This window comes from Hymenobacter montanus, assembly GCF_014699115.1.
GTDB classification, from domain to species: domain Bacteria; phylum Bacteroidota; class Bacteroidia; order Cytophagales; family Hymenobacteraceae; genus Hymenobacter; species Hymenobacter montanus.
This window is the reverse complement of sequence record NZ_JACXAD010000006.1, coordinates 83,984-101,110: the sequence shown is the minus strand read 5'-3', so window position 1 is coordinate 101,110 and position 17,127 is coordinate 83,984. Positions and strand designations below refer to the sequence as shown.

The window sequence follows — 17,127 nt, the reverse complement described above, 5'->3', positions numbered from 1 at the left end:
GCTGTTTTACTTTATTACTCCCCTGAGGAAAGCAGGGCAGCTCGGGTAGGGCCGACGGGCCGCTCTTACCTTCCGCATCTCCACTATGAGTTATGGACTGGCGCCACGCTCAATGCTGAAGGGCTGCCCGCGTACTTCCACCGGTACCGCTTGTTGCGCGGCAGCCGCGCCATTCGCCGGGGCCCGGTTGATAGCGGTGACTTCCTGATTACAAACCGCACCGTAACCACGCTTTTGCCAGGAGGAGCAGCCGTTCCGGCTCAACAGTACGGGTTCAAATACGGGTCATTTAATAATAACAGGAAGTTTTTCTGTACCCGCTAGGACATAAGCAACTTTAAACCCATCTTTACGTCTACAGCCCTGAGAAAGAGAAGCCAGGCTCAGTTTGGTGAGTGAACGAAGCCTCCTTCTGGAGCCAGCCCCCTGGCTGCCCCCTGCTGCAACAGGAAGGCCAGGGCTGGCTCCATTTCGTTTTTAATGGTGCCCTCCAGAATGGCCTCCATCACGGCCTCTTTCAGCTCGCCCACTTGCCGCGAGGGCTTCAGGCCAAAAGTTTCCATGATGACCTCTCCGGTGATAACCGGGCGGAAGCTGCGTAGGTGGTCTTTCTCCTCCACCTCCCTCAGCTTTTCTTCCACCTGCCCGAAGTTGCGCAGGTAGCGAGCCTTGCGCTCGTGGTCTTTGCTGGTGATGTCGGCCCGGCACAGCAGCATCAGGCGGTCGATGTCGTCGCCGGCCTCGAACAGCAGGCGGCGGATGGCCGAATCAGTTACGGTTTCCTTTACCAGGGCGATGGGGCGCAGATGCAGGCGCACCAGCTTTTGCACCATGCGCATTTCCTCGCCCTGGGGCAGTTTCAGGTCGGCGAAGATGCCGGGCACCCAGCGGGCGCCCTTGTCTTCGTGGCCGTGGAAGGTCCAGCCCACGCGCGGGTCGTAGCGCTTGGTGGCGGGCTTGGCGATGTCGTGCAGCACGGCGGCCCAGCGCAGCCACAGGTCGCCGCCGGCCGCGGCCACGTTGTCGAGCACTTGCAGGGTGTGGTAGAAATTGTCCTTGTGGGCGTGGTTGCCCACTTTCTCCACCCCATGCAGCTGGGCCATCTTAGGAAAGATGAGGGGTAAAAGGCCCGCTTGAAACAGCAGCTTGAACCCGTAGCTGGGCGTCGGCGACTCAATAATCTTGTTCAGCTCGACCGTAATTCGCTCCTGCGACACAATTTTTATCCGTTCCTTATTGCGGCTGATGGCGTCGAACGTGTCGGGCTCGATGTCGAAGCCCAACTGGCTGGCGAAGCGAATGGCGCGCATCATGCGCAGCGGGTCGTCGGAGAACGTTACGTCGGGGCCCAGTGGCGTGCGGATAGTTTTGCTGGCCAAGTCCTTCAGGCCCTCGTAGTGGTCGACCAGAGCGCCAAAATCTTCAGCATTCAAACTCAGGCCCAGGGCATTTATAGTGAAGTCACGGCGGGCCAGGTCTTCCTCGAGCGTGCCCGCGGCGACCTCCGGCTTGCGCGAATCGGCGCGGTAGCTTTCCTTCCGGGCGCCCACAAATTCGATTTCGCCCGCCTCCTCGGTCGGCAGCATGGCCGTACCGAAGTTCTTGAACACCGTGACCCGGCCGCGGCCTTTCAGCTTGGCGCCGACGGCCTGAGCCAGGGCAATGCCATCCCCCACGGTCACCACGTCGATGTCCTTGCTGTTGCGGCCCAGGGCCAGATCGCGCACGTAGCCCCCCACCACGTAGGCAGGCTGCTTGAGCTCGGCAGCAGCGGCGGCAATAGCACGAAAGACGGGTAATTCTGGGAGCTGGGGGGTTTTCATGGGCGCAAAGGTCGTAACTCCCCGGTTAGTTGGCGCGTCGCTGGCCCCACGCGGCCGAATTAGCGGGCCAGGCTCCTGCCCTAAAAAACGGGCCTTTTCTACATCCGCACCACTTCCAGACTTCCGTTCTCGCCCAGGCGCACCACACGTGAGGGGGCGACCCGGGTCTCGTCATCCTGCCGCCAGCTTACTACATGGTCGGCGCCACGCAGAATGACGGGGGCAATCTCCGAGTACACTGTCGGGGCTGGTTCCCCGGATTTGTTGGCCGAAGTAGACACCAGTCCGTGCCCGAGCCGCCGCACCACCTTGAAGCAGAATTCATCCTTCACCACCCGCAGGCCGACGGTCCCGTCCGGGGCGACCAGGCAAGGGGCGACCACCCGGCTGGCTGGCAACAGGTAAGTGGTAGGCCGCGTTTGCTCGGCCAGCAGCCTCTCTAACTCGTTGGGTACCTCCGCAGCGTAGCGGTGCAGCATGGCCAGGTCAGCCACCAGCACAATGCTGGGCTGGCCCTCGGGGCGGTCCTTGAGCCGGTACAGTTTCTGCACGGCGCGCGGCGCTTCGGCATCGCAACCCAGGCCCCACACCGTATCGGTGGGGTACAAGATAACTTGCTGGAGCAGTAAGGCATCCACCGCGGCTTCTACTTCTTGTTGGAATCGGTTCATAAACCACTTGTTTAGGGGGGTTGGCTAATGAGCATGACCTCTTCACAGGCTGCACACCTGCGTGGCAAAACCACCGAAACCCGTTTTCGTTAATCACCGTCCGCTGAATCGATGGTTTGGCAAAGCTCTACTAATACGCCAACGGCGCTCTTTGGGTGCACAAAACAAACGAGCTTATTATCCGCTCCAGGCTTGGGCTCTTCATTCAGTAACACGAAGCCCTCCTCCTTCAGCCGCGCCATCTCGGCCCGGATATCATCCACCTCAAACGCCACGTGGTGAATGCCCTCGGGCTTCCGGGCCAGGAATTTCGTAATGGCACTTTCCGGGGAGGTGCCGGCCAGCAATTCAATTTTGGAGCCGCCAACCCGAAAGAACACCGTATCCACGGCTTCGCTGGCGACGTGTTCCTGCTTGTAGGGCGGCGTGCCCAGCAGGGTGGTGTAAAGCGCCGTGGCGGCGGCGAGGTCGTGCACGGCCAGGCCGAGGTGTTCGAGGTTAGTAAGCATGGGAAAAGCGCCAAGCTCCGGCTTGGCGAAAGAGACATTAAGGGGGTTTACGTGCTTATTCGCTACGCTTCGGCGTGGCTCCGACTTTCCGAAGACAATCCCTATTTAGATTGTCTCTACTTTTGTCGGACCAAAGAAAACTGATTACCCCGTAACCGTGTTCTACGAGGAACCAGGCATTCGCTGGTTTACCACTTTGCTTTTACTGCTGCGCGCAATGCTTAAGCTCCCTATTTACCTCGACAACAACGCTACCACCCCGCTCGACCCCCGGGTACTAGAGGCCATGATGCCTTACCTGACCGAAGTGTTTGGCAACGCCGCTTCGCGCAACCATCCTTTCGGCTGGGCGGCCGAAGAAGCCGTTGATTACGCCCGGGAACAAATCGCCAAGCTCATTAACTGCGACCCCAAGGAAATCATCTTCACCTCGGGCGCTACCGAGTCGGACAACCTGGGCATCAAGGGCGTGTTCGAGATGTACAGCCAGAAGGGTAACCACATCATCACCGCTACCACCGAGCACAAAGCGGTGCTCGATACCTGTAAGCACCTCGAGAAGCTCGGCGCCCGCGTCACGTACCTGCCGGTGAACGAGCAAGGACTCATCAGCCTCGAAGAGCTCGCCGCCGCCATGACTCCAGAGACGATTCTGGTCACCATCATGTACGGCAACAACGAGACGGGTACCATCCAGCCCATCCGCGAAATCGCCAAGATTGCCCACCAGTACGGCGCCCTGTTCATGACGGACGGTACTCAGGCGGTAGGTAAAGTTCCGGTGGATGTCATTGCCGATGGCATCGACCTGATGGCCTTCACCGCCCATAAGATGTACGGCCCGAAGGGCGTGGGCGCGCTGTACGTGCGCCGCAAGAACCCCCGGGTAAAAGTAACCGCCCAGATGGACGGGGGCGGCCACGAGCGCGGCATGCGCTCGGGCACCCTCAACGTGCCCGGCATCGTGGGCCTGGGTAAGGCCTGCGAGCTGGCGATGCTCGAAATGGAAGCCGACACCGCCCGCCTGCGCACCATGCGCGACCGCCTCGAGAAAGAGCTGCTAACGCTGGAGGAAAGCTACGTAAACGGCTCCCGGGAGCACCGCCTCCCCCACGTTACCAACATCAGCTTTAAGTACGTCGAAGGCGAAGGGCTGATGATGGGCGTGAAAGACCTGGCCGTGTCGTCGGGCTCGGCCTGTACGTCGGCCTCGCTGGAGCCCAGCTACGTCCTCAAGGCCTTGGGCTTGAGCGACGACCTGGCGCACTCCTCGCTACGCTTCGGCCTGAGCCGCTTTACCACCGACGAACAGATCGACTACGCCATCAACCACGTAAAGGAAGCGGTAACCAAGCTCCGCGAGATGTCGCCTTTGTGGGAGATGTTTAAGGAGGGCGTCGACTTAAGTAAAATCGAGTGGGCCGAACACTAGGGAATTAATTAAAAATTGAGGATTAAAAATGGACTGATCCATTTGATTCGCCCCTCAATTTTTAATTCAAAATTTTTAATTTTTAATTCACAAAAAGCCATGGCTTACTCCGATAAAGTAATTGACCACTACAGCAACCCGCGCAACGTGGGCACGCTCGACAAAAGCAAGAAAAACGTGGGCACCGGCCTGGTGGGCGCACCGGAGTGCGGCGACGTTATGCGCCTGCAAATTGAGGTAGACGAAGCCACCAATACCATCACCGACGCCAAATTCAAGACGTTTGGCTGCGGCTCGGCCATTGCGTCGTCGTCGCTCGCCACCGAGTGGCTAAAGGGTAAATCCATCGACGAGGCCCTGGCCATCGACAACATGGAGATTGTGGAGGAGCTGGCCTTGCCGCCCGTAAAAATTCACTGCTCAGTACTGGCTGAAGATGCCATTAAGTCGGCTATCTCAGACTACCGCGTGAAAAACGGCTTGCCCGCCCTGGAGCTAGCCCATCACTAATCCTGGATGAGGAATGACGAACGGGGAACGAAGCATTGGCCCACCGGCTGATTCTTCGGGCTCTCCTTCGCTATTCCTCATTTTTTCGTTATTGCATGACCGACGAATTTGAGGCGGCCCGCTTGCAGCGCGAAATCGAGCAACACTTGGGGATAGCCCCGGGGGAGCTGCGGTTTGAGTTTCGGCAACTAGACGGGCAGACGCGGCTGGATTTGATTACCGTGAACCCACGGCACCAGCAGAGCTTTTTATTTCGCTATGAAGTGGGCCACGATGCGGGGGAGTGCCTGCACAAAATGCTGGATTACGTGCGGCGCTACCGAGACAACGAAAGCTCGTTCACCTTGCAGTGGCGAGCCCGCGGCGATAAGGAGCTGCACACTTCCTACTTTCGGGCTCACCACGTCTACGAAGCCTTGGATAAACTTTACTTCGGCCGCGACCTCAACACTATTACCGTGTTCAGCGTGGTTTTGAATCCTTCTTCTTGATTTAGCTGTTTACTTAATTGCTGTTGCTGGCCCGTTTCCATAAAGAAATACCCGTTAAATAAATCATCAGCCAGCAACCAGCTACTAATAACCAGCTCCTGACCATTACAGTCATGATTACCGTATCTGATAAAGCCAAAGAAAAAGTAACGCGCCTAATGCGCGATGCGCAGCTGGACGACTCTTACCGCCTGCGTGCTTCGGTAGCCGGTGGTGGGTGCTCGGGCCTGAGCTACAAGCTGGATTTCGACAATGAAGTGCGGCCCATGGACCAGGAGTTCGAAGATAAAGGCGTCCGGGTAGTAGTCGACATGAAGAGCTTCCTCTACCTGGCCGGCACCGAGCTGGATTTTTCGGACGGCCTGAACGGCAAGGGCTTTCAGTTTCACAACCCCAACGCCTCCCGCGAGTGCGGCTGCGGCGAGAGCTTCTCCGTCTGAACCACGGATTCGCGCGGATTTTTCGGATTACACGGATTTTGTGGACGACTTCATACAGGAAAAGGCCACCCAATTGGGTGGCCTTTTGCGTTGACAGTTAGCAAGGGCCAGCGAGATTATTCAGCCGGACGTATACCTAAACCTGAGAATCGGACTCACGCCTACGTGACAAAAGTAAACCATCCACAAAATCCGTGTAATCCGAAAAATCCGCGCGAATCCGTGGTCGCGAATCCGTGGTCCGTGGGCTAGGTCCAGCGGCTGAGAAACTGTAGGAAGGCGTCTTTGTACTGCTCGCCTACTGGAATGGTAGCGGCGCCGATCTGGATGGTAAGGCGCCGTACGGCCTCAATTTTATCCAGAGCTACGATAAATGAGCGGTGAATGCGCATGAAGCGGCGCGCGGGCAGCTTCTCCTCCATGGCCTTCAGGCTCATGAGGGAGAGTAGAGGGCGGGGGGCGCTGCTGAGGTGGACCTTGACGTAGTCTTTTAAACCTTCTATGTACAGAATGTCGCTTAGGGCCACGCGCACCAGTTGATACTCCGCCTTAAGAAATAAATACTCCTCTTCCTCCGGGCCGGCGAGCGCGGGGGTGGTGGCCGATGCGGTGAGCGCGGCGTAGGCCTGGGCTTTGGCCGCCGCTCGCAGAAACTCCTCGTAGTTGAAGGGCTTAACCAGGTAGTCGAGGGCGTCGACCCGGTAGCCGTCGAGGGCGTATTGGCTGAAAGCAGTGGTGAAAATGATACGCGGGCCGGCGGAGCCCAGTACGCGGGCCAGCTCCAGCCCGTTGAGCTCCTGCATTTGAATGTCGAGGAAAGCTACGTCGACCGTGCCGGGGTGCTCGTGCAAGTACTTCAACGCTTCAACGGCGCTACCGAAGCGGCCGACCAACTCCAGGAAGGGGGTTTTTTGAATAAAGGAAGCGACTAAGCCCAGGGCCAGGGGCTCATCGTCGACGGCAATGCAGTTGAGGGGCGGCCGGCTGCTCATGCGACGTGCAAGGTTAAATGAACTCGAAACTCATTGGCGGGCGTGTGGTCCTCCACCAGCAGGGTGAACTGGCCGGGGTACAGCAAATCGAGGCGGCGGCGAGTGTTGGCCAGGCCGATGCCATTACTCCCGGCCAGGTCGGTGGCGGGCAGCGGCAGGCGGGTGTTGCGCACTTCCAGCTCCACTACTTCGGGCGTGGGCTGGCGCAAGGCGATGAAGATGCTGCTGGCCGAAGTTGCCGCCACACCGTGTTTGAACGCGTTTTCCAGAAAGGGCAAGAGCAGCATGGGAGCTACGGGCACGTCGCGGATCGGCTCGGGCCGCTCGAAGGTGACCGTCACCCGCTCATCGAGCCGCAACTGCATGAGCGTGATGTAGTCTTGCACGAAAGCCAGCTCCTGGCTTAGCAGCGTGAGGCCCCCGGCAGTGTCGTAGAGCACGTAGCGCATCATGCGCGACAGCCGGTGAAGGGCCGTGCGGGCCTGCTCGCCATCGAGCAGGGTAAGGGCGTAGATGTTGTTGAGGGTGTTGAAGAAAAAGTGCGGATTGATCTGCGCCTTGAGGACCGACAGCTCGGCACTAACCCGCTGCTGCTCCAAGGTCTGGCGAAGCTGCGCGTCGGTCTGCCACTTCTGAACCACCGTGATGCTGGTGCTGATGCCGAGCACGAACATGGTCGTGAGCAGGCTCATTGAGTCGAAGCGCGGCCGGCCACTCAGCAGCCGGGGGCGGCCGGCCGCGGCCTCAAAGGCTTTATTCATGAGCGCGGGCAAATTCAGCGACAGCTCCAGGAACTTGCCAAAAAGCAGCACCGCTACAGTGGTGGCGCTCAGGGCCAGCACAAACCAGCCGGTCCGGCCTTGAAACAGCAGGCGCGGCACACTCACTCGAGCCGTGAAGTAAAACGTGGCCACCCACACGCAAAACATCAGCGCTTGCCTCAGCCAGAACTGGGGTGGCATGGTAAGGCGGCCGGTGAGCGGCTGAAACAGCAAAAATGTCAGCCCGAACAAGCCCCACATCAACACGTGGATCAGGGGCGTGAGGTAGCGTCGGGGAGTCAGAACGGCCATGGGTGGAGGCGGGAATTGAAGCAAACATAACCGATGCCGTCCCCAAACCCCGGCCAAACCGACCGCCAGCGGGATTACATCGACGGCGGGGAGGTTTTCCCGGTTCGGGCACGACCACACCACCGGGCCATTGCCAAAGCGCGGCTGCTTCAGCTACTCTCCGCGCTGCGGCGCCCCAAACGACAAGAAGCGCCAATCCCCGAACTTGCACGTATGATCCGCCCGCTTCTGCTGCTTGTGTTTCTTTCCGCTGCCTCGCCCGCCCCGGCCTCGCCCCAGCCCGACTTCTCGAAGTATCCCACCTACAACGGCCCCGACCTGGGCCTGACCTGGCGCGCCGGACAAGCCACCCTCCGCGTGTGGGCCCCCACCGCCGAAGCTTTGCGGCTGCGGCTTTATACCACTGCAAGCCGATTACGCCATGCAAAAGGCCGAAGGCGGCACCTGGACCTACGCCCTGCCCGCCGGTACCACGGGTTTCTACACCGTGCAAGCCACCATTGCCGGCCGCGTCATGGCCGAAGTAGCTGACCCCTATACCCACGCCGTGGGCCTGAACGGCCAACGCGGGGCCGTGCTTAACCCCGCAACGGCCCAGCCACCCGGCTGGGCCGACGACCGGCGACCGGCCCTTAAGCAAGCAACCGACGTTGTTATCGGCGAAGTGCACGTGCGCGACCTGAGCATGCACCCACAGTCAGGGATCCGGCAAAAGGGCAAGTTTCTGGGGGTAGCGCAGCTCGGGACCCGGGGCCCGGGGGGCGTCAGCACCGGCCTCGACCACTTGGTGGACCTGGGCCTGACCCACGTGCACCTGCTGCCCATCAACGATTTCGCTTCCATCGACGAAAGCCAGCCCAGCAGTGCTAATCGCTACAACTGGGGCTACGACCCGCTGCACTACTCCGTGCCCGAAGGCTCCTACGCCACCGATGCCGCCGACCCGGCCGTGCGCATCCGGGAGTTCAAGCAGCTGGTCGAAAACCTGCACGGCGAAGGACTGCGCGTGGTGCTCGACGTAGTGTACAACCACACCGCCGATGCGGCCCGTAGCGCCTTCGAGCAGTTGGTGCCCGGCTACTACTACCGCCACAATCCCGACGGCACCCTCGCCAACGCCAGCGCCTGCGGCAACGAAGTGGCCTCCGAGCGCCCGATGGTCCGTAAGCTGATCGTGGAGTCGGTGGCGTACTGGGCCCGCGAATACCACGTCGATGGCTTCCGTTTCGACCTGATGGGGGTGCTCGACCGCGAAACCATGCGCGCCGTGCGCGTCGCCCTCGATCTGCAGGATCACAGCATTCTGGTGTACGGCGAGGGCTGGGCAGCTGGCCCCTCCCCCCTCCCCGAAGCCCGCCGCGCCGTGAAAGCCAACCTGGGCCAGCTCGACCGCATCGCCGCTTTCGGCGACGAGCTGCGCGACGGCGTAAAGGGCCACTACGCCCGCCACAGCGAGCCCGGCTTTGCCAGCGGGCAGCCGGGCCTGGAGGAAAGCGTAAAGTTTGGCATCGTGGCCGCCACCCAGCATCCCCAGCTCGACTATGCCAAGGTCAACTACTCCAAGGCACCCTGGGCGGCCTCCCCCGCCCAGGCCATTAACTACGTGGCCTGCCACGACGACCTGGTGCTCTGGGACAAGCTCCGCGCGGCCAACCCCCAGGCCAGCGAGGCCGAGCTGATTCGCCTGGATTTGCTGAGCAACACCATTGTTTTCACCTCGCAAGGCATTCCGTTCCTGCCCGTGGGAGATGAATTCCTACGCACCAAAGGCGGCTCATCCAACTCGTATAACTTGCCCGACAGCGTGAATCAACTCGACTGGTCGCGCAAAGCCCGGTACGCGGCTGTCTACACGTTTTATCGTCAATTAATTGCCCTGCGCCGCGCCCATCCGGCCTTTCGGCTCCCCACGGCTGAGCTGGTGCGGCAACACCTGGAATTTCTACCCAACTTACCCGCCGGCACCATTGCCTACCGCCTGAAAGACCACGCCGGCGGCGACCCCTGGCAGAATATTGTAGTGGTATTCAACGGCAACCGTACCGCCACCACCGTGCCCGTGCCGGCCGGGGACTACCGGATAGTGCTGCGTGGCGACCTGGTAAATGAAAAAGGCCTCGGCAAAATAACTGCCCTGGGAACTGAGCTGCTGGTCCCCGCCAGCTCGGCCCTGATTCTGGTACAATAGTGAGTGGAGGCCGCCCGGCTGAGTCCGCCCAGTCATGACCATGTAAGACATAAGTTACCTGCGGCGGCTCAAAGGCCGCGCGGGTGTAGTGTATCTAGGCTAGCGGCAAGAAGCTGAAGGAAGCAGCACGCCGGCTTTTGCGAGATCAAGCTTCCTTAACCAACGCCATTACTATTTACTTAATTTCCGCCCGCCGCCCAGCGTAGCGTAGCCTGGGTTTGGGCGAATTTAGATTGCAGCTCGGCCAGCTTCACGCGGGCACTCACCAGGGTCGATTCCCGGGAGTTCAGCAAGAACACCGAGCTTTCCCCGCTTTCGAAACGAACTTGCTCGCCCTGGCGCAGGCGCTCGGCGTTGCGCACCACTTGCTCCTGCAAGCCTAGCTGTTCGCGCAAGGCCTCCCATTCGCCCGCCACGGTGCGCACGGTGGTCTGCACCTCCCGGGTGTTCTGCTGCAGGGCCAGCTCGGTTTCCCGCTGTTTCAGACGGTTGAGCTGAAGCTTGCTCCGCTCCTGGCGCAGTAGCAGCGGATACGAGAAGCTGGCGCCTAGCTTATAGTTGTTTTGCAGGTAAGCGCTATTCAGGCGGGCAGTGGTTTCGGGGTTGAACGGCTGCCCGGCTTGCAGCAAATTATAGTCGATGGTAAGCTTGGGCAGCAGCTTGTTGCTGAGCAGCCGGCCTTCCAGCCCCAGCTGGCGGAGCTTAGCCCGGCTTTTCTGCAGGTCGGGGTGAATTTGCTGGGCCCGCTCGGTGAGGGCGGCCAACGAGTCGGGGGCGAGCGACTGCCAACTGGCGGGGCCGGGCAGGGGCTGCGGCCGGACGGTGGCGGGCAGGTCCAGGGGTTGGTTTTGCTCGTCCCAGAGGTAGTTGCTAAGCTGCAGGGTGGCGTTTTGCCACTGCACCTGGGCCTGCACCAGCGTGGCCTGCCGGTTTTGCAGCTCCGTCAGGGCCTCGATGGAGTCGATCGCGGCCAGGTCGCCCTGGCGCACGCGCTCCCGCACGGCGCGGAAGCGAACGTCGGCCAGGGTCACGTTCTGGCGCAGCAGCTCGCGGCGCTCGTAGGACAGGCACCAGTCCCAGTAGTCCTTGGCGGCCTGCAACAGCAGCTTGTTTAGGGCGCCGCGGCGCTCGGCTTCGGCCAGGCCCTGCAGGGCCTGCGCCTGGCGCACGGCCGCCCGGCGCTCGTCCATGAGCAGGCCCTGGGCCAGGGGAACCGAGATCCCGACGTAGCTCAGCCCCGCCGGCGCGGTGTAGTTCTCGGGGTTGACGTAGGCGCCGGTGCCGCGCTCAAAGCCTGCTTTCACGTCCGCGCCAAACCAGAGCGGCACGCGCAGCTGGCTGTCCCAGTCGTGGAAGTACTCTTTGCCGCCCAAGGTTTTGCCGTAGTACTTACTCGTGGCGGCGGGGTCGAACAGGCCGCGGGCGTAGCGCACTTCCTGCAAAGCCCGCTCGGGCAGCAGCGCCGCCTGCCGCGCCACGGGGTGGCGCAGCGTGACGTAAGCAAGCAGGTCGGCGAGCGCAAAGGCGGGACCCGCCGGGTCAGTCGCGGCGGCCAGGGGGGCCACCATCGCGGGGGGCGGGGTACCGGTACCTGACGGGCGCAGCGGTTGCGCCAGGGCCCAGTGGCCCAGCAGCCAGCTTAAGCTGAGCAGAAGCGCGCTTTTTCTCATTTCGCTTCCTCCTCAGTAGCGCCGCCCTTTTCGGCCTTCTTGGCTTCTTTGCCTTCTTTGCCGCCTTTGCCATCTTTTGCCGCGCCGGGGTCGCCGACGAAGTCGGGCGGGAAGCCGTTGAGCTGCCGCCACAGCTCGTACCAGATGGTCACATTGTCGAGCAGGGCCCAGCCGTAGACGCCGCTACCCACCCGCAGGGGTTTGGGCCAGGGCTCCAGCTCCGGGTCGGGGGTAACCAGGATGCGGTACTGCCCTTGCGAGTCGATGTTATCGATAACGGACACCACCCCGCCGAAGGTACCGAAGCTGGTGCCGGGCCAGCCACTGAACACCAGTGCCGGCCAGCCGTCGAACTGCAGGCGCACTTTGCGGCCCACGGTCAGCAGGGGAATGTCCATGGGTTGCACGTAGAGCTCAGCCGCCAGGACTGGCGCGTTGGGCATCACCGTCACGATGGGCTCGCCTTCCTTCACGATTTCACCCAGCCCTTCTTTCAGGGCCCGCACCACGTAGCCATCCTGCGGAGCGGTAATAAAGTAGAAGCCGGCCCGGATGCTCAAGTTAGCTAACTCGTTGCGCATTTTGGCAATCTGGCCTTCGGTATCGAAGCGGTACCCCGTCACGGACCGGCGGTCCGACTCGGACTTAGCCATCTTGTCCTGATACTCGGCCGCCAGCGAGGACAGCTCCAGTTGGGCATTGGTTAGCTCCTGGCGGCTGGCGGCCAGCTTGTTTTCCGCCGATTGCAGCTTGGCCGTGCTCTCCTGAAACTTGAGGCGGCGCTGCTCCACCTCCGTCAGCGACTTCAGCCCTTGGGCGTACAAGGCTTCCTGGCGCTCCTGCTGGCGCTGGGCAATGGCGAAGTCGTTGCGGACCGCCCGCAGGTCGGCTTCGTCGGAATTCACTTTTAGCTCGCTCTGGATGACTTTGTTGCGGGCTTTGTTCAGGCTCACCTGCAAGCCGGCGCGCAGGGCTTGCATCTGCTGCTGCAGGGCCTGGTTTTTCGCCTGGTTTTCCTGCAAAGCCCCTTGCTTGGCAGTCAGCTGCTCCTGGGTGCGCTGCACGAGCTGGGGGTCGAAGTACTTCTCCTTGATTTCGGCAATCTGCACCAGGGTGTCGCCTTTTTTCACCAACTGGCCTTCGCGCACGTACCAGCGGGCGATGCGGCCGGCCAGCGTGCTGGGCACGGTTTGCGGGCGGTCCTGGGGTCGCAGGGTTGTGAGCCGGCCCGTGGAGCGAATGTTCTGGGTCCAGGGCAGAAAGCCGGCCAGCAGCGTGAGCAGCCCCAGCCCCGCCGCCCAGCGGGCCAGCACCCGGCCCAGGTTCGGCGTCTGCACCCGCTGGTACGAGCGGAAGCCGCTCGCCAGCGGGTGGGTTTCGGAAAGCGGATGTTCGGCAAAAGGCATAGTTATCGGTTAACGGTTATCAGTGAGCTCGTGCCGGTCCAGAAAGAGGCAACGAGCAGTAAATCAGAGGGCGAGGAGAAACGTCGGCGGAGCATTGCTCGAACGAGCTCCAGTTGGTTTTCGGCGGCGCTCATTACCGCCCAATGGCTATTCATTGGGGTCGCTTATTCGGCCAGAAGCGGGCGCAGCTCCGGCTGCCGCAACACGTCGGCGTGCGCGCCATCGGCCACGAGCTGGCCCTGACGCAGCACCAGCAGGCGCGGGCACAAGGCCAGCACCCGCGGGTCGCCGGAAGCCAGCAGCACGGTCCACGGGTGGGCGGGGGCCAGCACCCGGCTCAGCACCCGCTGGCGCTCGGCGGGCTCCACGCCGGGCAGGAAGCCGTCGAGCAGCAGCAGGCGCGGGCGCCGCACCAGGGCGCGGGCCAGCAGCAGCTTTTGCCGGGTGCTGTCGGTCAGTGGCACGCCGATACCCAGGGGGGTACTGAGCCCCTGCGGGCGAGTGTATACCTCGTCGCGCAGGCCCACCAGCTCCAGGGCCCAGGCCACGTCGTCGGTCGAGATGTCGGACTGTTCCAGGGTCAGGTTTTGCAGCAGCGTGCCTTCAAACAAGCCCTGGTGGGCAATGTTGTCTCCCACGGACCGCCCCAAGGCATCAGCGGTCAGGTCTTGCATGGCCAGGCTGTCGTAGGCTACCAGCCCGGTGTAGCCTTCAAGCAAGCCGGCCAGCACGCGGAGCAACGACGTTTTGCCCGACCCATCGAACCCGGTCAGGCCCACGTGCTCTCCCGCCCGAATAACTAGGTCCAGGTTCTGTACGGCGGGCTTTTTGCCTCCGGGATAGGTATAGCTCAGGTGCCGCAGCTCGACATTTAAGCCCGCGCTCGTCAGTCCCAGCGCCAGGCCGGTCGCGGGGCACTCGCCTACCAGGGGCAGATCCAGGACGTGGCCGATTTTATCGAGCGAGGTCAGCGCGTCGTATACCACATCAAGCTTCAGCAACACCTTTTCCACGGCATTGATGGTGAGAATGATAACGATTTCAGCGGCTACGAACTGGCCGATGTTGATTTGCTTGCTGAGCAGCAGCCAGCACCCGATGGTGAGCAGCGCCGCCGTAATCAGGGTTTTGAAGGCCACGAAGCCCCAATACTGCGTTAGCAACACCCGGAAGTGGCTTTGGCGCGCCACCAGGTAACCGTCCACGAGCGTGTCGGTACGGCGCAGGGCCATTTCCTGCCGGGGTGGGTGGCGAAAGGTGTGCACGGTGCGAGCCACATCTTCGAGCCAGGCTACCACGCGGTATTTATATTTCGACTCGGTGAGGCTGGTGCTGAGGCCCTTGGGGCCGGTCACGCGAATCATCAGGGCGAGCAGGGCCAGCAGCAGCAGGCCAAAGGCGATGAAGACCGGGTGGTAAAAGGAGAGCAGCAGCAGTCCGAATAGAATTTGCAGTACCGCCGCCGAAATCTCCATCAGGAGAGTGGCCAGCCCTTTCTGGAGCGTGGGCGTGTCGAGCAGGCGGTTCATCAGCTCCGGCAGGTACTGCCCGTCCAGCGATTCGGTGCGCACGCGGGGCAGGCGCACGGCAAAATCCAGGGCCACCCGCGCAAACAGGCGCTGCTGCATAAATTCCACCAGGTAGACCTGCATCACCTGCAAAGCCCCTACCAGCAGGGTGCCCACCACGATAAAGCCAATGAGCACGATCAGCGAGGTACTGACGGCCCCGCTACTGACAAAGCCAATTACCGACTGCACGCCCAGGGGCAGGGTAAGGCTGATCAGCCCCGTGAAGGCGGCGTACACATATAGGTAGCCAATGTCGCGCCGCTCGGCGCCGAGCAGGCGCCACAGGCGTTGGCCGGGAGTAAGCGAAGAAACGGAAGCAGTAGCCATGATGATAAATAAGCCGGGCTTAACCCGGGGGTTGAGGTCCTGGAAAATTCAGCTTAGCCGAGGGTAGAGAAGGCGAGATGTTCAAGGAAACCATACAAAGCGTCCTCGACCGCCATCGTGGGCGTATCGGTGAGGGAAGGCAGGTGTTGCGCAAAAAACAACTGCTTGCGGGCCGCTTCCAGCAAGGTGCTCACCAGCGCGTGCGGGTAAGGGTAAGTGGGGTTAATACCTTGAACCACTGCGACAATGCTCGCGGCCAGGGCTTTGTATTCGCGGAAAAGGCCGGCCTGATCGTCGTGGTCTACTTCCTTGGTCAGGTAAGCCTTGGAGGCTTCGTTGACGACGATGCGGTACAGCGCGGCTTCGTCGAGCTGGGGCGTCGAGGGGTCGTCGTAGTGGGCGTGGGTGAGAATGCGCAGCACCAGGCGCAGGCGCTCGCGGGCGTCGGGCACGTTGTGGGTATGAAACCGAATCTGGTAGCGGAGCCAGGCCCAGTACCACGATACCAGATAAACCAGCAGCCGGTGCTTGTTCTCGAAGTAGCGATACAGCGAAGCCTCGGTGGAGTTGAGCCGCTGAGCCAGCTTTTTAAACGTAAAATGCTCGAACCCCATTTCGTCGATGAGCAGCACGCTTTCGGCCACCAGGCGGCGGCCCAGGTCGGTGGCCTGCGGGTCGCGCAGGAATATTTTGTCATTGAGCTCGATGCGCAAGGAAGTGTTCGGAGCCGAGTCCATAGAGAATGCGAGATTAACGGCGACACAACTGCTGTTCGCGAAGCAAATATACAACCACTTTCTTGTTTGATAGTTTTACTATCAAAAATAAAAGCTGGGTTCGCATTTTCTGGAGTATAGCTCGCAAAGCTTTGCCGATAACAGAGCCAACGAGGATGCTTACAGCTGAGAGCAGACTTTGAAGGCTAAACGAAGCCTCTGGTTTATTGACGGATGAGTGGTTGAATAACCAGCAGTTGGGGCAAGTCGGCGGCCTTCGGCCCCTGGACCAGCACCCGAGGCCAAGCCCCGCAGCACGCCCGCCAGAGCGCAGCTTTCAGCAACGAGCCCGAGCCTTTGGTTCTCGTGCCGGGCGAACGTTCCCGGCACGAGGGCCAAAGGCAAAAGCCCACCCGTCGATAAGCTCCCGTCTTTAGCTCATTCTTCGAAGCACCACTTCAATTGTAAACACCCCCTAGCAGGAGCAGGCATTTACACGATTACGGCTGTTGGCTCGTTAGCTCTGGCGAATTGACAACCATAACTAGCTGAAAAATATGTCTTCGACCCAAGCGCGAGTAACTTTTGGCCGGAATGAAAAACGAAGCATTGCGCTGCCGGACATGGCGCCGTTCGCGGGGATATTTTTTTTGGTAGTCTGCTTTTTTCTGCTCACCAGCCGAATAAAGTCGCCTGAAATAGGAATAGTATCGGATGAAGCGCTGCCATTAAGCCCGGGGGCTACGTGCACTAAAGGCATTGCGCTGGGCTGCACGAATAGTTTGGTCATCAGCTGCAATCCTAAGAACCAGTTTTCGCTTGCCGTTATCTCCTACGATAGTAGTTCACAACCTGGGGCACTCACCCAGGCTGGGGTCATCGAAAAAGTTGCTGCCTCACACGGAATCACATTTACGGCTTCGGAAGCAGCGGCATTAGCGACTTTGCCTTTCTTAGCCACTAAAGTGGAGCAGATTTCCGGTTTCCTGAAGCTGCCGCCGTACCAGCGCAGGCAACTAGCTCGGCTTGGCACCGTCAATACGCTTCCTCAGGAGCAATTACTGGAATGTATTGCCGCCGCTCAAAAATCGGCTGAATGTTCCAATAAACGGCTTCTTTTTTTCCTCAGATTTGATACGGAAGTGAGGACCGGGTTGGTAATGCATTTCCTTACGCTGCTTCGCAATAAAGGCATCCGTCATCCCATTTTAATGGTTCGCAGCAGCTAGCGGGCGGGGAATATACTAGAGACTACTATCTATTGATTTTCTCCTAAAACCCGCGTCCTTGGCGGGGGCTTCGTATTTT

Annotated in this window: 15 protein-coding genes; 6 read left to right on the top strand and 9 right to left on the bottom strand. The window is 60.7% G+C overall.

The genetic code is table 11. From position 1 onward, the window contains the following. Positions 1-383 precede the first annotated feature (383 nt). The 3 genes from IC235_RS07050 to mce all read right to left on the bottom strand — a co-directional run bounded on the left by IC235_RS07050 (position 384) and on the right by mce (position 3,003). Entirely contained in the window at positions 384-1,823 is a 1,440-nt protein-coding gene (locus tag IC235_RS07050) for a CCA tRNA nucleotidyltransferase (RefSeq protein WP_191004465.1), read from the bottom strand. Between the two features lie 98 nt (positions 1,824-1,921). Beyond that, positions 1,922-2,494, bottom strand: coding sequence for an L-threonylcarbamoyladenylate synthase (locus tag IC235_RS07045; RefSeq protein ID WP_191004464.1), 573 nt, complete (start codon positions 2,492-2,494; stop codon positions 1,922-1,924). A gap of 89 nt (positions 2,495-2,583) precedes the next feature. Next, the gene (gene mce, locus IC235_RS07040; protein ID WP_191004463.1) at positions 2,584-3,003 is read right to left on the bottom strand and encodes a methylmalonyl-CoA epimerase; all 420 of its coding nucleotides are present in this window, start codon (positions 3,001-3,003) and stop codon (positions 2,584-2,586) included. 217 nt (positions 3,004-3,220) lie between these two features. On the opposite strand from mce, the gene IC235_RS07035 reads away from it, so the two are divergent. From IC235_RS07035 to IC235_RS07020, 4 genes are all read left to right on the top strand, one after another. After that, entirely contained in the window at positions 3,221-4,435 is a 1,215-nt protein-coding gene (locus IC235_RS07035; protein WP_191004462.1) for an IscS subfamily cysteine desulfurase, read from the top strand. Between the two features lie 99 nt (positions 4,436-4,534). Further along, a complete protein-coding gene (gene iscU / locus IC235_RS07030) occupies positions 4,535-4,945 on the top strand; it encodes a Fe-S cluster assembly scaffold IscU (RefSeq protein ID WP_046244756.1) in 411 nt (136 codons plus the stop codon). Between the two features lie 95 nt (positions 4,946-5,040). Continuing rightward, a complete protein-coding gene (locus IC235_RS07025; RefSeq protein ID WP_191004461.1) occupies positions 5,041-5,436 on the top strand; it encodes a hypothetical protein in 396 nt (131 codons plus the stop codon). Between the two features lie 113 nt (positions 5,437-5,549). Next, positions 5,550-5,876 carry a HesB/IscA family protein gene (locus tag IC235_RS07020; protein ID WP_191004460.1) on the top strand — a complete coding sequence of 109 codons (327 nt, stop codon included), beginning with the start codon at positions 5,550-5,552 and terminating at the stop codon, positions 5,874-5,876. 248 nt (positions 5,877-6,124) lie between these two features. Here the strand turns inward: IC235_RS07020 and IC235_RS07015 are convergent, their stop codons facing one another. Together IC235_RS07015 and IC235_RS07010 are read right to left on the bottom strand one after the other, a co-directional pair. After that, positions 6,125-6,868 (bottom strand): LytR/AlgR family response regulator transcription factor, encoded by a 744-nt coding sequence (locus IC235_RS07015; protein ID WP_191004459.1) that lies wholly within the window; start codon positions 6,866-6,868, stop codon positions 6,125-6,127. Further along, positions 6,865-7,941, bottom strand: coding sequence for a sensor histidine kinase (locus tag IC235_RS07010; RefSeq protein WP_191004458.1), 1,077 nt, complete (start codon positions 7,939-7,941; stop codon positions 6,865-6,867). The genes IC235_RS07015 and IC235_RS07010 overlap by 4 nt, the downstream gene beginning before the upstream one ends. A 421-nt stretch (positions 7,942-8,362) precedes the next feature. On the opposite strand from IC235_RS07010, the gene pulA reads away from it, so the two are divergent. Continuing rightward, entirely contained in the window at positions 8,363-10,129 is a 1,767-nt protein-coding gene (pulA, locus tag IC235_RS07005; protein ID WP_191004457.1) for a type I pullulanase, read from the top strand. A 179-nt stretch (positions 10,130-10,308) separates the two neighbouring features. Here the strand turns inward: pulA and IC235_RS07000 are convergent, their stop codons facing one another. The 4 genes from IC235_RS07000 to IC235_RS06985 form a co-directional block, all read right to left on the bottom strand. Next, entirely contained in the window at positions 10,309-11,799 is a 1,491-nt protein-coding gene (locus IC235_RS07000; protein WP_191004456.1) for a TolC family protein, read from the bottom strand. Beyond that, complete coding sequence (locus IC235_RS06995) at positions 11,796-13,205, bottom strand: HlyD family secretion protein (RefSeq protein WP_191004455.1); 1,410 nt, start codon at positions 13,203-13,205, stop codon at positions 11,796-11,798. Before IC235_RS06995 ends, IC235_RS07000 begins: the two co-directional genes overlap by 4 nt. A 164-nt stretch (positions 13,206-13,369) precedes the next feature. Then, positions 13,370-15,103: a peptidase domain-containing ABC transporter gene (locus tag IC235_RS06990; protein WP_191004454.1), complete on the bottom strand. Its 1,734-nt coding sequence runs from the start codon at positions 15,101-15,103 to the stop codon at positions 13,370-13,372. 53 nt (positions 15,104-15,156) lie between these two features. After that, on the bottom strand, positions 15,157-15,840 hold the full coding sequence (locus tag IC235_RS06985) for a TetR/AcrR family transcriptional regulator (protein ID WP_191004453.1): 684 nt from the start codon (positions 15,838-15,840) through the stop codon (positions 15,157-15,159). Between the two features lie 536 nt (positions 15,841-16,376). Between IC235_RS06985 and IC235_RS06980 the strand changes: the two genes are divergently transcribed. Continuing rightward, positions 16,377-17,048: an ExbD/TolR family protein gene (locus IC235_RS06980; protein WP_191004452.1), complete on the top strand. Its 672-nt coding sequence runs from the start codon at positions 16,377-16,379 to the stop codon at positions 17,046-17,048. Positions 17,049-17,127: the final 79 nt, after the last annotated feature.